We start from the raw sequence: 13,371 nt of genomic DNA, 5'->3' as shown, positions 1-13,371 counted from the left end.
TTTTTACTGGTGAAAGCCGAGAAAAGCCTCAAAGGAGGGGTGTTGCGGCCGATCGATCTGGCCAGGGAACACGGCTTGTCCGCCCAGGCGATCCGCAACTACGACGAGGCGGGAATCCTCGGACCCGCCGACCGCGGCGCGTCCGGCTACCGGCGCTACACGCCCCGGAACGCACAGGCGCTGCGAGCCTTTCTCGCTTTGCGTGGGGGACACGGGCATCAGCAGGCGGCCGCGATCCTGCGGGCCGTCCACCGGGGCGATCGTGAATCCGCGTACCGGCTCATCGACGGCGCGCATGTCGCGTTGCTCGACGAGCGCGCCACCCGCACCGAGGTCGCCACCGCGCTGGGGAGTCTGTCGACCACCGCGCCCGCCCCGATCGCCGGTCGAGCGCTGAGCGTGGGCGAGCTCGCGCGCCGGATCGGAGTGCATCCGGCGACCTTGCGCACCTGGGAAACCGCGGGCATCCTGCGCCCCGACCGCGACCCCGCAACGGGCTATCGCCACTACGAGGCGGCGGGAGTGCGCGACGCCGAGATCGCGCGCCAGCTGCGGCGCGGCGGCTATCGGCTGACCCAGGTCGCGCAGTTCGTCGCGTCGCTGCGCGCGGCGGGTGGGGCCGCCGCGCTGAGCACCTTTCTGCAGGACTGGCAGGACCGGCTGACCGCGCGTAGTCGACACCTGCTCGCCGGTGCGGCCCAGCTCGACGGCTACCTCCGCATGCTCGACGAGCCACAATAGCGCGTGGTGGTCGGCGAAAGCCGGAGTGGGCGAACCGAAGACGTTCCTCGCCCCTTCCAAGGTATAGCCGACCGGGGGGCTTGCGGCAAGACCCCGGTCGTCCTGCAGAATCGCTCCTCGACGTTCGGACCGGCGAAAATGGGAGTGACGCACGTGCGTGAAATGAAGACCGACGTGATCGTTGTCGGCGCCGGACCTGCCGGACTGATGCTCGCCGGGGAGCTGTCCCTGGCCGGGGTGCGCCCCATGGTGCTCGAGCGGCGCGCGGAGCCGGGCACCGCCCACAAGGCCAGTGGCCTCGGCGGCCGGATCCTGGACCTGCTGCGCTACCGCGGTCTGCTCGACCGCTTCGCCGCCGTCGGCAGCCCGATCCCGGCGCCGATCTTCCCGTTCGGCGGTATGCACGTCGACTTCACCCCGCTGGCGGACGGGCCGATGGACGCGATGGGCATTCCGCAGGCGCGGGTCGAACAACTGCTCGCCGAGCGGGCCGTCGAACTCGGTGCCGAGATCCGCCGCGGACACGAGGTGACCGCGCTCGATCAGGACGACGACGCCGTGACCGTCGAGGTCACCGGACCGGACGGGCCGTACCGGGTCCGTGCGCAGTATGTGGTCGGGTGCGACGGCGGGCGCAGCCGGATCCGGGAACTGGCCGCGATCCCGTTCCCCGGCAACACCTTTCCCGAGGTCAACCGACTCGGTGTGGTGGCGCTGCCGGACTCGGTCGCCGTCCTCGACGACGGCGGGATCGACGTGCCCGGCCTCGGTCCGATTCGGCCCGGCTTCACCAGGACCGAGCGCGGGGTCTTCGCGATCGGTCCGGTGCGGGCCGACGAGCGGGTGATGTTCTTCCAGACCACCGAGGACGACCTCACCGAATACGACAACGACGATCCGCTGACGCTCGCCGAACTCGGTGCCAGCGCCCAGCGGGTCCTGGGCGCCGAGCTGCCGCTGGGCGCACCGGTCCGGTTGTCGCGCTACCAGTTCCAGGCCCGGCGGGCCGAGCGCTACCGGGCAGGCCGGGTCCTGCTCGCCGGTGACGCCGCGCACCTGCTGCCCGCCACCGGCACGGCGCTCAACGTCGGCATGCTCGACTCGGTCAACTTGGCGTGGAAGCTGGCCGCCACGGTGCGGGGCACCGCCCCGGCCGGACTGCTCGACACCTACCACGACGAACGCCACGCCGCGGCGGGCCGGGCCCTGCAGCAGACCCGTGCTCAGGCCGCACTGCGCCGCGGTCAGGACGAGGCCGCCGATGCCCTGCGCGCGGTGTTCCAGGAACTGTTCGCCGACGAGCCCGCGCTGCGCAGGCTGGCCGGCATGATCTCGGCCGACGATGTCCGCTACTCGGTTCCCGGCACCGATCCGCACCCGTTGGCCGGCGCTTTCGCGCCCGATCTCCCGCTGCGCACCGAGCAGGGCACGACCAGCGTGGCCGAACTCCTGCACACCGCGCGTCCGGTCTTCCTCGACCTCGCCGACCGCGCGGATCTGCGCAAACTGGCCCTCGACCGGGAACCGCGGATCGTGATCGTCACGGCCGAGACCGAGGACCGGCCCGCCGACGCGCTGTTGCTGCGGCCCGACGCCTACGTCGCCTGGGCCGCGGGCATCGACGAATCCGCCGATGTCGCGACACCCGTGCTGCGCGCCGCGCTCGACACCTGGGTCGGTCTGCCCTGACCTGGCCGTCGCGGATCAGCGGACGACGGTGGTCGCCTGCTGGATCCGCGACAGCTTCTCGGGATTGCGCACCACGTAGAGGCCGGTGATCGCACCCTCGTCGAGCCGGAGGGTGACGATGCTGTCGAGCTTGCCGTCGAGCCGCAGGAGCAGGGCGGGCGCGCCGTTGATCTGGGTCGGCTCGGTCGACACCACCCCGGGGAACCGGGGCAGGCCGCCCGCCATCAGCCGCGCGACCTTGTCGGCCCCCACGATCGGCCGCACGACCGCCTTGACCACGCCGCCGCCGTCGGCGAGCAGCACCACCTCGGGCGCGAGCAGATCGAGCAGTCCCTGCAGGTCGCCGGTCTCGACCGCCCGCGCGAACGCCGCGAGCGCGTCGCGGCTCTGCGTCGAGGACACCGGGCCGCGTGGCCTGCGCGCGGCCACGTGGGCCCTGGCCCGGTGCGCGATCTGGCGCACCGCGGCCGGGCTCTTGTCCACGGCCGCGGCGATCTCGTCGTAGGCCAGGTCGAAGACCTCACGCAGGACGAACACGGCCCGTTCGATCGGCGCGAGCGTCTCCAGCACCAGCATCATCGCCATCGAGACGCTGTCGGCCAGCTCGACGTCCTCGGCGACATCCGGCGCGGTGAGCAGTGGTTCGGGCAGCCACGGCCCGACGTAGGTCTCCTTGCGCCTGCCGAGGGTGCGCAGCCGGGTCAGTGCCTGCCGGGTGGCGATGCGGACGAGATAGGCGCGCGGATCACGGATCTCGGCCTGCTCGACGTCGGCCCAGCGCAACCAGGTCTCCTGTAGCACGTCCTCGGCGTCGGCGGCCGAGCCGAGGATCTCGTAGGCGACCGTGAAGAGCAGGTTGCGGTGCGTCACGAAAGCCGCGGTGGCGGCATCGGTTCCGTCGCTCATGGATGGTCCTGTCTGTCGGTGCCGGTCATGCCCATGAGACGCCGCCGCCCGCCGTGATGTGACAGTGGGGTCGGTCACGCTCCGGTTCCGCGTTGAAATCCGTCCCCGGCTGTGGATTACTCCGGGAATGGATGCGATCTCGACGACCGAGCGGCCCGCCCGTACCGTCCTGCCCGGCTGGTCGGTGCCGCTGGTGTTCGTCGTCGGCGCGACCTCGCAGTATCTCGGTGCCGCCCTGGGCGTGTTCCTGTTCGACACCACCGAACCGGCGACCGTCGCGTGGCTGCGCGCCGCCGCGGCCGGGCTGGCGTTGCTGGCCTGGCGGCGACCGTGGCGCAGCCGGTGGACCCGGCGGGGGATCGCGGTGGCGGCCGGCTTCGGCGTCGTGACGGTGTCGATGAACATCGTGTTCTACGAGGCGATCGCGCGGATTCCGCTCGGTACCGCCGTCGCCATCGAGTTCCTCGGCCCGGTGGCCGTGGCCACACTCGGCTCGCGGCGGGCCAGGGACGTGCTCGCGGTCGCGCTGGTCACCGTCGGGGTGCTGCTGCTGGCCGGGGTGCAGTTCGATGTCGAGCCGGTCGGGGTGGGGTTCGCGGTCGCGTCGGCGGTGCTGTGGGCCGGCTACATCCTGGTCGGCAAGCGGGTGGCCGACGCCGGTGACGGCCTGGACTCCCTCGCCGTCGGCATGGCGGTCGCCGCGGCCCTGCTCGCGCCGTTCGTCCTGATCCCGCAATCGGCGATCGACCCGTCGGTCTTCGCCGATCCCCGCACCTGGCTGTTCGGGCTCGGCGTCGGCGTGCTGTCGAGCGCGGTCCCGTACGCGCTGGACCAGGTGGTCCTGACCGCGGTCGGCCGGGCCCGCTTCGCTCTGCTGCTCGCGCTGCTCCCGGCCACCGCCGCCGTGGTCGGCGCGGTCGCGCTGGCCCAGCGCCCGACTGTCCCCGAGCTGACGGGTATCGCCCTGGTCATGCTGGCGCTGACGGTCAGCGCGCTGCCCACCCGGCAGACCGCCCCGGAACCGCCCGCCCCGCTGTAGCGCTCCGTCAGGAGATCTTCGCGAGAATGTCGACCGCGACAGCCGTCGCGGCGGTGCGCATGTCGTCGTCGGACAGGTCGAGGTCGCCCATCATCGACACGCTCCAGCTGATCGCCAGCAGCGCCTGGCGGGCGTGATAGACGTCCAGTGGCGCGTGATCGGGGGCCGTCATGAGATCGGCCAGCACCCGGAACTGGTACCGCAATCCCGCGCCGAATCCGAGATCGCGGAAGGCGGGCTGGTTCTCGTGCCAGAACCGCACCATGTCGCGGCCCAGGCTGTGCAGCAGGTCGCTGTAGCGGCGCAGGATCTGTTCGGCACGTTCGGGTCCGGGGGGAGCCTGCTCGGCCCAGGTGACGATGTCGTCGATGCCGCGCCGCAGGTCGTCGGAGAGACTGACGACGATGTCCTCCTTGGTGCGGAAGTGGTAGTACAGCGCCGCTTTGGTAACGCCGAGGCGTTCGGCGATCTCGCGCAGCGACGTCTTCTCGTACCCGCGTTCGGAGAACAACGCCATCGCCACCGCGCGAATGCGTTCCCTGGTATCGCTTCGACGTCCGTCCACGGGGCTTTCCTTTGCTTGACGACCGGCTAGGAGGAGCTTACCGTCGATTCGTGACCGAGATCACTAGCCGGTCGTCAAGTTAGTTGTGAGGAGGGGCACCATGACGAAGACCCACGCACCCGCGGCCGGAGCCGCGCTGACCGCCCTCGGCGTCGCGCTGATCAGGGCCCGCGAAACGCGCAGGCCCGACCGGCTCTACGGCGACCCGCTCGCCGCGGCCTTCGTGGACGCCGCGCGCCGCGACTTCACCCGCACCGACGAAGGCGCGGCACGGTGGGCCCGGGTCGAGTCGCTGGCCGAGGCGTTCTTCGAGGGCCGTTCGGCCGGGGTGCGGCTGGCCGACGACCGGGTCGCCGAGGTCGTCGCCGACGGCGTGACCCAGCTAGTCCTGCTCGGCGCCGGGCTGGACACCCGTGCCTACCGAATGGAACTGCCCGCCGACGTCGTCGTCTTCGAGCTCGATCTGCCGGAGTTGTTCGCCTTCAAGGAGCCCGTGCTGCGCGCGGTCGCCGCGCGGCCGACGGCGCGACGGGAGGTGCTGCCGCTGGATCTGCGCGCGGACTGGGCGACTCTGCTGCGCGAGCGCGGTTTCCGCCCCGACCTGCCGACGCACTGGGTCGACGAGGGCGCGCTCCCGTATCTCCCCGTCGCAGACCACGTCCGGGTGCTGGAGACGCTGAGCTGTCTGTCCGCGCCGGGCAGTCGCTTCGGCCTGAGCCGCTTCGCAGTCGACCCCGAAGCACCGCACTATGCCGAGCTGCGTCGCCTGGTCTCCGGCGACGCGGCGGCGCCCGGCTCACGGGACGACACCGCGCGGCCGGGGGAGCGCTGGCTGATCGAACACGGCTGGCGCACCGAGTTCCGCGCCTGGGACGACCTGGTCGCACCGCTCGGACGCCCGGTGGCGGTCGGTGATCCGCAGGTCGGCGTGGTGCTCGCGGTGCGCGACTGATCGTGGTTGACCCTGACGTGGCGTCAGGGTCGACGATGCGGGTATGAACACATCGTTTCCCGCTTTCGAGATCAGCCCCGTCCCCGTTCCCGGCCCGGATGCTGTGGCGCCCGAACCGTTCCGCGGGATCTACGGCATGCCGATGTTCGTCACCGTCCCGACCGGGGACCTCACCGCGTCGGTCGATTTCTGGGTCCGTGGGCTCGGCTTCTTCGACCTGTTCACGGTGCCGGGTCAGCTGACCCACCTGCGCCGCTGGGCATTTCAGGACGTGCTGCTGGTCCCGGGGGACCGTCCGGCCGACGCGCCGACCACGACCGTGAGTTTCTCCTGTGTGCTCGCCGAGATCGACGGCATCGTCGCCGCCTGCGAGGCGGTGACGCCCGGCTGCACGGCCGGGCCCCGGGTCATGCCGTGGAATTCCGTCGAAGTGGAGGTCCGTACCCCGGAGAACCTCCGCGTCATCATGACGGCGGCCCAGCGGTGGGACCCGGACAGCCCGGCCGCCGCGCACCTGCGGTCGATCGGCATCGAGGCGCCTGAGCGATGACGAGCGCCGGGCACGGCACACTGGAGGCCGTGTCCGAACCGCTCACCGTCGGCGTCGCGGCGGAACTGCTCGGCGTCACCACGCGCACGCTGCACCATTGGGACGCGGTCGGGCTGGTGCACCCGTCCGACCGCACGTCCGCCGGTTGTCGCCTGTACACGGCGGCCGACCTGGTCCGTGCCCAGCGCGTGGTCGTCTATCGCGAGCTGGGGGTGCCCCTGGACGAGATCGGCGCGCTCCTGGACGCGCCAGCCGCCGACGCCCTGGCCACTCTGCGCAGGCAGCGCGACGCCCTGCACGCCAGGATGCGGCGGCTGCGGCGCACGACCGAGGCGATGGACCGGATGATCGAGGCCAGGGAGTCGGGCATCCGGCTCAGCCCTCAGGATCAGGTCGCGATCTTCGGCGGCGACTGGCAACCTTCCTGGGTCGCGCAGGCCCGCGAGAAATGGGGCGACACCCCGCAGTGGACCCAGTACGCCGAACGCGCGGTCGACCGATCGGCGCAGGACTGGCAGCGCATCGCCGAAGACACCGCCGCCCTGCACGCCGACTTGGCCGATGCCCTCCGCGCGGGCGTCGCGCCGGGCAGTGCCCGCGCCGACTCGCTGGCCGAACGGCATCGCGCGTCGATCGCCGTGTACTTCGACTGCACGCACCCGATGCACGTGTGTCTCGGTCGCCGCTACGTCGGCGACCCGGAGTACACGGCCTTCTACGACGCCATCGAGCCCGGCCTGACCAGCTGGCTGAGCGCGGTCATCGATGCCAACGCCAGGGCGCACGGCGTCGATCCGGAGACGGCTACCTGGGACTAGTTCGTCGCCGAACGAGCTGTCACAGTGATGATCCGGCGGCGAGCCGAACGATGCGGCGGGCAGGATCCGCTCGACGCACCTCATTCGGCGAACCCGAACAGCGGCACCGCGAGCACCAGCGTGGCGAGCGCACCCACGTCGATCCGTGCCACCCGCAGCGTCCGCGTATCGAGGGCACGGGGACCGATCGCCATCGTGAGCACGAGAAACGAACCGGTGCTGAGGATTCCGGCCGCGATGGTCACCGGCCGCGCCGACGGCACGAACGCGCCGACGATCAGCCCGATCCCGACCAGCGCGAGCAGCACGGCCCGATGCCGCAGCAACAACTCGAGATCCCGGTTCGGCACGTCTGTGCCGTAGGCCGTCGCTGCTCGCCCCGGCGCGATCGCGACCACACCCGGCAGCACATGCACCAGCCCCACGACCACCAGCAACACCGCGCCGACGACCTCCGCGACCATATATCCACCCTCTCCTCCGACACCGTTCGTGCAAGCATGGCGTTATGGGCGCAGCACCACTTCCGGAAACGTGCCGTCCTGCGCCGACGGTGTGGCTGTGGGCCGGGCACGCGATCTACCGGGGGCCGTCGCTGCGGCTGGACCGCCACTGCGGGTCGGTGGGCTGCCTGGCGGTCGGGCTCGACGGGCCGTTCACGATCGACGCCGACGCGATCGGCACCCGAACGTTGCGCAGCGTTCTGGTGCCGCCACGCACACCGCACCGGATCGTCGCCGACGGGCGAATGCTGTTCTGCTACCTCGATCCCGGCTCACCGCGCGCCGCGGGCTGCCGGAGCCGGATGCGCGCGGACACCGGTGGTTTCGGCATCGCCCACGTCGACGAGTCGACACTGATCCGGCTCGCCGAGGGTGACACCGCCCCTGACGATCTCCTGGACCTGGTGTCCGGAACGGCAGGCCCTGACCTCGATCCCCGGATCGCCGCCGCGACCGCCCTCCTGTGCGCGCACCCAGCTGCGGATCTCTCCGCCGATCAGCTCGCCGCCGCGGTGCATCTGTCGAAATCGCGGCTGCTGCACCTGTTCTCCGCCCAGGCGGGTACCAGCTTCCGGCGGTACCGGGTGTGGGCGCGCATGCTCGCCGTCGGCCGGGCGGTAGCCGAGGGCGCCGACCTCACCACCGCCGCGGCCGACGCCGGATTCGCCAGCCCGTCGCATTTCAGCGACACCTTCCACGCCCTGTTCGGGCTCACCGCCGCCGACCTGCTGGGGTCCGGGGTCCGGATCGTCGTCGAGGATCCGGGCTTGCTTCTCCCCCGAGGGGAGACGGCACGCTGAGCGTCATGGACGACGACACCCTGTTCACGATCGGCGACGTGGCCGCCCGAACCGGCTTGACGGTCAAGGCGATCCGTTTCTACGCCGACCGCGGCATCGTGGCGCCGACCACCCTCAATCCGGCGGGCCACCGCCGCTACGACACCGCCGCCCTCGCCCGCCTGGAACTGGTGCGCACGCTGCGCGCTCTCGGCATCGACCTCGCCACGGTGCGCCGGGTGCTCGCCCGCGAGGCCTCGATGACCGAGGTCGCCGCGACCCACGTCGACGCGCTCGACGTCGAGATCCGGGCGTTGCGGGTCCGTCGAGCGGTGTTGCGCGCGGTGGCCGCCCGGGAACCGACCCCACCGGAGATGGATCTCATGCACCGACTCGCCACCCTGTCCGCCGCCGAACGACACCGCCTCATCGAGGACTTCGTCGACGACACCTTCGGCCGCTACGCCGCCAACCCCGCCATGGTCGAGCTGGTCCGCGCCGCGGTGCCCGAACTACCCGACGATCCGTCGCCCGATCAGCTCGCGGCCTGGATGGAACTGGCGGAACTGGTGCGCGACACCGACTTCCGTGACGCGGTGCGGCGCATGGCGGCCTACCAGGCCAGGGAACGTGCCGCGGGCGACACGACCGGCCTGCACCACGAACTCACCGAAGCGGTCCGTACCGAGGTCGCAGCAGCCGTCGACGCGGGTGTGGCTGCCGACAGTCCGGCCGCGCGACCGGTGCTCGACGCGCTCACCGCCCGCTACGCGAGCACGTTCGAGCGCCCCGACGACCCGGCGCTGCGCCGATGGATCCTCGAACGCCTCGCGGTCGCGAACGATCCACGTGTGCACCGCTATTGGCGGTTGCTGGCCGTGGTCAACGGCTGGCCGGAACAGCCGGACCTGACGCCGGTGTTCACCTGGTTCGCCCAGGCTCTGCGGGCGGCCACCGCCTGATTGCCGCTCGCCGACTGTGACCCCGCGCCACGGTCGGCGAGCAGGCTCAGCCCTGCGTCAGATAGTTGTAGACCTCGTGGATCGTGATGGTGGGTTCCGCGCTCATCCCGACCTCCCGACTCAGCGGCCGGAGGGTGGTCTCGGCGAACTCCTGGAACTGGCCCGCCGACTCCCACACATCGGTGACATGGAATCCGTCGTCGGTCTTGCGCGCCACGTGGAAGACCATCCCTGGCCCGCCCGCCCCGCCGTGCACGAAGCCCATCTTGTCGAGCACCTGGTCGTACTGATCGAGCGTCGCGCCGGTGAAATCGAGTTCGACGACTACAGCCATGACGTCATCTCCTTGCCGAAGGGTCGTGCGGAAGTGCGCACGGGATCGCTCGCCGCCACGGCGGCCGAGCTGGAGTGGAGCGACTGTCGGGCCCGGCTCGTCGACGAACGGGGTCGGAGAGGATCGCCGCGACCCGGCGCTCCGATCGGGCCACGCTGTGCGCTGAGCGTCAGCACCACCCCGCGCGAACGGCTGTGGCGCGCGTCACAGTGTAGTCGGCGCCCCGGGGGCCGACAAGCACCCACACGTGTTCGCGCGGCCCCGGGCGATGCCCGCGCACTTCGACTGGCACGACGTGGACTCGTGGCCCGATCCGTGAACGTCTCGACGACGCCGGACTCGCGGCCTTGTGCGCACGACTGTCGGTGTGGTTCGGGCCCGCCACCGACCAGGGCGCGGACGGCTCGTGAATACCGTCACGTGCTGTCTCGGCCGGTCGGCGCTGCCGAGACGTGAAACCCCAGCGCTCACTGGGCTTTCTGTCGGTGTGTGATCGGCGACGCACCGCCCCGGGCCGCGTGGGGCTTCGTGGCCGCGCTCACAGGCGGGCCTACCTGGTCAAAGGCCGGTCAGGACGCTGATAGGGTGGAGCGCGAGTTAGACATCCTTTAACGGACCGTCCGGTGAGGCGGGGAAGGAGGTCGGCATGGCTGTGCCCGAACGGGCGGCCAAAACCGGCGCGGGCGAAACATCGCAACGGCACACTCCGGAGTGGGTGGCAGCCGGGCGCGAGCTGTTGTCGCCCTCGGACGTGAATCGGACCGTCGCGCGCATCGCCCATCAGATCATCGAGAAGACCGCCCTGGATTCCGGCGACGCCGACGCACCGCGGGTGGTTCTCATGGGTATCCCGACGCGCGGCACCACCCTGGCCAACCGGCTCGCCGCCAAGATCGAGGAATTCTCCGGCGTGCGGCCCGCGCTGGGCTCGCTCGACATCACCCTCTACCGCGACGACCTGCGCAGCCGTCCGCACCGCCCGCTCGAGCGCACCTCCGTGCCCGACGGTGGCATCGAGAACGCCCTGGTGGTCCTCGTCGACGACGTGCTGTTCTCCGGTCGCACCGTCCGCTCGGCCCTCGACGGCCTGCGTGACCTCGGCCGCCCCCGCGCCGTCCAGCTCGCCGTGCTCATCGACCGCGGCCATCGCGAACTGCCGATCCGCGCCGACTACGTGGGCAAGAACGTGCCGACCTCGCGCGCCGAGGACATCTCGGTCCTGCTGACCGAACACGACGGACACGACGGTGTGTATCTGCACCAGGAGGCGCAAGCGTGAAGCACCTGCTGACGGTCGCCGATCTCGATCGGGGCACCGCCACCGAACTCCTCGACGAAGCCGAGCGCTTCGAACAGGCCCTGCTCGGCCGCGAGGTGAAGAAGCTCCCGACGCTGCGCGGCCGCACGGTGATGACGGTGTTCTACGAGAACTCGACCCGCACCCGGGTGTCGTTCGAGGTCGCGGGCAAGTGGATGAGCGCCGATGTGATCAACGTGAGCGCGTCGAGTTCCTCGGTCTCCAAGGGCGAATCGCTGCGCGACACCGCGCTGACCCTGCACGCGGCCGGCGCCGACGCGCTGATCGTGCGCCACCCGGCCTCCGGCGCCGCGCACCAGATCGCGCGCTGGATGGAGCAGTGGGCGCGCGAGGAGAACCGCGCCGCGCCCTCGATCATCAACGCCGGCGACGGCACCCACCAGCACCCCACCCAGGCGCTGCTCGACGCGCTGACCCTGCGCCAGCGCCTCGGCGACATCGAGGGCAAGCGGATCGTGCTGGTCGGTGACATCCTGCACAGCCGGGTGGCCCGCTCCAACGTGATCCTGCTGAACACCCTCGGTGCCGAGGTCGTGCTGGTCGCCCCGCGCACCCTGCTGCCGGTCGGGGTCGAGGCCTGGCCGTGCCGGGTCGCGACCTCGCTCGACGCCGAACTGCCCGGCGCCGACGCGGTCATGATGCTGCGGGTGCAGGCCGAGCGGATGAACGGCGGCTTCTTCCCGTCGGCCCGCGAGTACTCGATCAACTACGGACTGTCCGAGCGCAGGCTCGGCCTGCTCGGCGACGACGCGGTGGTGCTGCACCCCGGTCCGATGCTGCGCGGCATGGAGATCGCCTCGGCGGTCGCCGACTCGCCGAAAGCGGCGGTCCTGCAACAGGTGACGAACGGAGTGCACATGCGAATGGCCGTGTTGTTCCGGCTGCTCGTCGGCACCCAGGAGGTGGCGGCGTGAGTGAACTGCTGATCAAGAATGTCCGGCCCTACGGTGAGGGCGAGCCGGTCGACGTGCTGGTGCGCGGCACCGTCATCGCCGAGATCGGCGGCGGCATCGCGGCGTCGGCCGAGGCCGAGGTGATCGACGGCGGCGGCCAGATCCTGCTGCCCGGCTTCGTCGACCTGCACACCCACCTGCGCGAGCCCGGCCGCGAAGACACCGAGACCATCGAAACCGGTTCGGCCGCGGCCGCACTCGGCGGCTACACGGCGGTGTTCGCGATGGCCAACACCAATCCGGTCGCCGATTCGCACGTCATCACCGATCACGTGTGGCGACGCGGCCAGGAGGTCGGCCTGGTCGACGTGTTCCCGGTCGGCGCGGTCACCGTCGGGCTCGAGGGCAAGCAGCTCGCCGAAATGGGCACCATGGCCGCGGGTGTCGGCCAGGTGCGGATGTTCTCCGACGACGGTCACTGCGTCTACGACCCGCTGATCATGCGTCGCGCGCTGGAGTACGCGAACTCCCTCGGCGTGCTCATCGCCCAGCACGCCGAGGAGCCGCGCCTGACCAAGGGCGCCGTCGCGCACGAGGGCCCCAACGCCGCCCGCCTGGGTCTGGCCGGCTGGCCGCGCGCCGCCGAGGAGTCGATCGTCGCGCGCGACGCGCTGCTGGCCCGCGACGCCGGCGCCCGCGTGCACATCTGCCACGCCTCCACGGCGGGCACCGTCGAGCTGGTGAAATGGGCCAAGTCCCAGGGCATCTCGATCACCGCCGAGGTCACCCCGCACCACCTGCTGCTCGACGACTCGCGCCTGGAGACCTACGACGCGGTCAACAAGGTCAACCCGCCGCTGCGCGAGTCCGCCGACGTGACCGCCCTGCGCCAGGCGCTGGCCGAGGGCGTCATCGACTGCGTCGCCACCGACCACGCCCCGCACGCCGAGCAGGACAAGTGCTGCGAGTTCGCGGCGGCCCGCCCCGGCATGCTCGGGCTGGAAACCGCGCTGTCCATCATCGTGCAGACGATGGTGCGACCGGGTCTGCTCGACTGGCGCGGCGTCGCCCGGGTGATGAGCGAGAAGCCCGCCGCGATCGTCGGCCTCGACGACCACGGCCGCCCGATCGCCGTCGGTGAACCGGCCAACCTCACGCTGATCGATCCCGACGCCGAGTGGACGGTGCACGGCGCCGAGCTGGCGAGCATCTCGAACAACACCCCGTTCGAGGACATGACGTTCCCGGCTCAGGTGTCAGCCACCGTGCTGCGCGGCCGGGTAACTGCCCGCGAGGGCAAGGCGGTCGGGATCTAGGGAGGC

The 13,371-nt window shown here is 71.3% G+C and carries 15 protein-coding genes; 11 read left to right on the top strand and 4 right to left on the bottom strand.

What is annotated here, in order from left to right; translation table 11 throughout:
- Window positions 1–42 precede the first annotated feature (42 nt).
- A complete protein-coding gene (locus Q7X29_RS22950) occupies window positions 43–741 on the top strand; it encodes a MerR family transcriptional regulator (RefSeq protein ID WP_218721653.1) in 699 nt (232 codons plus the stop codon).
- Window positions 742–903: 162 nt separating this feature from the next.
- Window positions 904–2,430, top strand: a complete 1,527-nt coding sequence (locus Q7X29_RS22945) for an FAD-dependent monooxygenase (RefSeq protein ID WP_316575325.1) — start codon at window positions 904–906, stop codon at window positions 2,428–2,430.
- Between the two features lie 15 nt (window positions 2,431–2,445).
- Here Q7X29_RS22945 and Q7X29_RS22940 read toward each other — a convergent pair whose 3' ends face one another.
- Window positions 2,446–3,336 (bottom strand): RNA polymerase sigma-70 factor, encoded by an 891-nt coding sequence (locus Q7X29_RS22940; RefSeq protein WP_218721655.1) that lies wholly within the window; start codon window positions 3,334–3,336, stop codon window positions 2,446–2,448.
- Window positions 3,337–3,463: 127 nt separating this feature from the next.
- Between Q7X29_RS22940 and Q7X29_RS22935 the strand changes: the two genes are divergently transcribed.
- Window positions 3,464–4,375, top strand: a complete 912-nt coding sequence (locus Q7X29_RS22935; protein ID WP_218721657.1) for an EamA family transporter — start codon at window positions 3,464–3,466, stop codon at window positions 4,373–4,375.
- Window positions 4,376–4,382: 7 nt separating this feature from the next.
- On the opposite strand, the gene Q7X29_RS22930 is transcribed toward Q7X29_RS22935, so the two are convergent.
- A complete protein-coding gene (locus tag Q7X29_RS22930; RefSeq protein WP_316575324.1) occupies window positions 4,383–4,940 on the bottom strand; it encodes a TetR/AcrR family transcriptional regulator in 558 nt (185 codons plus the stop codon).
- A gap of 100 nt (window positions 4,941–5,040) precedes the next feature.
- On the opposite strand from Q7X29_RS22930, the gene Q7X29_RS22925 reads away from it, so the two are divergent.
- From Q7X29_RS22925 to Q7X29_RS22915, 3 genes are read left to right on the top strand one after another with little or no spacing between them, the layout of a single operon-like run.
- Window positions 5,041–5,892, top strand: coding sequence for an SAM-dependent methyltransferase (locus tag Q7X29_RS22925; RefSeq protein WP_316575323.1), 852 nt, complete (start codon window positions 5,041–5,043; stop codon window positions 5,890–5,892).
- Between the two features lie 43 nt (window positions 5,893–5,935).
- Complete coding sequence (locus tag Q7X29_RS22920; protein WP_316575322.1) at window positions 5,936–6,442, top strand: VOC family protein; 507 nt, start codon at window positions 5,936–5,938, stop codon at window positions 6,440–6,442.
- A 29-nt stretch (window positions 6,443–6,471) separates the two neighbouring features.
- Entirely contained in the window at window positions 6,472–7,260 is a 789-nt protein-coding gene (locus Q7X29_RS22915) for a MerR family transcriptional regulator (protein WP_316575321.1), read from the top strand.
- Between the two features lie 80 nt (window positions 7,261–7,340).
- Here Q7X29_RS22915 and Q7X29_RS22910 read toward each other — a convergent pair whose 3' ends face one another.
- Window positions 7,341–7,724 carry a hypothetical protein gene (locus Q7X29_RS22910; RefSeq protein WP_316575320.1) on the bottom strand — a complete coding sequence of 128 codons (384 nt, stop codon included), beginning with the start codon at window positions 7,722–7,724 and terminating at the stop codon, window positions 7,341–7,343.
- Window positions 7,725–7,768: 44 nt separating this feature from the next.
- Here Q7X29_RS22910 and Q7X29_RS22905 point away from each other — a divergent pair, with 44 nt between their 5' ends.
- Window positions 7,769–8,563, top strand: a complete 795-nt coding sequence (locus tag Q7X29_RS22905; protein WP_316575319.1) for a helix-turn-helix domain-containing protein — start codon at window positions 7,769–7,771, stop codon at window positions 8,561–8,563.
- Between the two features lie 5 nt (window positions 8,564–8,568).
- Complete coding sequence (locus tag Q7X29_RS22900; protein WP_316575318.1) at window positions 8,569–9,504, top strand: MerR family transcriptional regulator; 936 nt, start codon at window positions 8,569–8,571, stop codon at window positions 9,502–9,504.
- A gap of 46 nt (window positions 9,505–9,550) precedes the next feature.
- On the opposite strand, the gene Q7X29_RS22895 is transcribed toward Q7X29_RS22900, so the two are convergent.
- Window positions 9,551–9,838: a hypothetical protein gene (locus tag Q7X29_RS22895; RefSeq protein WP_316575317.1), complete on the bottom strand. Its 288-nt coding sequence runs from the start codon at window positions 9,836–9,838 to the stop codon at window positions 9,551–9,553.
- Between the two features lie 646 nt (window positions 9,839–10,484).
- Between Q7X29_RS22895 and pyrR the strand changes: the two genes are divergently transcribed.
- From pyrR to Q7X29_RS22880, 3 genes are read left to right on the top strand one after another with little or no spacing between them, the layout of a single operon-like run.
- Window positions 10,485–11,117: a bifunctional pyr operon transcriptional regulator/uracil phosphoribosyltransferase PyrR gene (gene pyrR, locus Q7X29_RS22890; RefSeq protein ID WP_255588659.1), complete on the top strand. Its 633-nt coding sequence runs from the start codon at window positions 10,485–10,487 to the stop codon at window positions 11,115–11,117.
- Entirely contained in the window at window positions 11,114–12,070 is a 957-nt protein-coding gene (locus Q7X29_RS22885; RefSeq protein ID WP_218721669.1) for an aspartate carbamoyltransferase catalytic subunit, read from the top strand. The genes pyrR and Q7X29_RS22885 overlap by 4 nt, the downstream gene beginning before the upstream one ends.
- The gene (locus Q7X29_RS22880; RefSeq protein ID WP_218721670.1) at window positions 12,067–13,365 is read left to right on the top strand and encodes a dihydroorotase; all 1,299 of its coding nucleotides are present in this window, start codon (window positions 12,067–12,069) and stop codon (window positions 13,363–13,365) included. The genes Q7X29_RS22885 and Q7X29_RS22880 overlap by 4 nt, the downstream gene beginning before the upstream one ends.
- The last annotated feature ends 6 nt before the right edge of the window (window positions 13,366–13,371 follow it).

Source organism: Nocardia canadensis (assembly GCF_032656385.1).
Taxonomy (GTDB): Bacteria; Actinomycetota; Actinomycetes; order Mycobacteriales; family Mycobacteriaceae; genus Nocardia; species Nocardia canadensis.
The sequence above is the reverse complement of the archived record's forward strand: the minus strand, read 5'-3'. Positions and strand labels throughout refer to the sequence as shown.

Bases quoted from the DNA above. Each gene is read 5' to 3' on its own strand.
- Q7X29_RS22905 (WP_316575319.1), top strand. From the start codon at position 7,769: ATGGGCGCAGCACCACTTCCGGAAACGTGCCGTCCTGCGCCGACGGTG.
- Q7X29_RS22935 (WP_218721657.1), top strand. From the start codon at position 3,464: ATGGATGCGATCTCGACGACCGAGCGGCCCGCCCGTACCGTCCTGCCC.
- Q7X29_RS22945 (WP_316575325.1), top strand. From the start codon at position 904: ATGAAGACCGACGTGATCGTTGTCGGCGCCGGACCTGCCGGACTGATG.
- Q7X29_RS22900 (WP_316575318.1), top strand. From the start codon at position 8,569: ATGGACGACGACACCCTGTTCACGATCGGCGACGTGGCCGCCCGAACC.
- pyrR (WP_255588659.1), top strand. From the start codon at position 10,485: ATGGCTGTGCCCGAACGGGCGGCCAAAACCGGCGCGGGCGAAACATCG.
- Q7X29_RS22925 (WP_316575323.1), top strand. From the start codon at position 5,041: ATGACGAAGACCCACGCACCCGCGGCCGGAGCCGCGCTGACCGCCCTC.
- Q7X29_RS22910 (WP_316575320.1), bottom strand. From the start codon at position 7,724: ATGGTCGCGGAGGTCGTCGGCGCGGTGTTGCTGGTGGTCGTGGGGCTG.
- Q7X29_RS22920 (WP_316575322.1), top strand. From the start codon at position 5,936: ATGAACACATCGTTTCCCGCTTTCGAGATCAGCCCCGTCCCCGTTCCC.
- Q7X29_RS22895 (WP_316575317.1), bottom strand. From the start codon at position 9,838: ATGGCTGTAGTCGTCGAACTCGATTTCACCGGCGCGACGCTCGATCAG.
- Q7X29_RS22940 (WP_218721655.1), bottom strand. From the start codon at position 3,336: ATGAGCGACGGAACCGATGCCGCCACCGCGGCTTTCGTGACGCACCGC.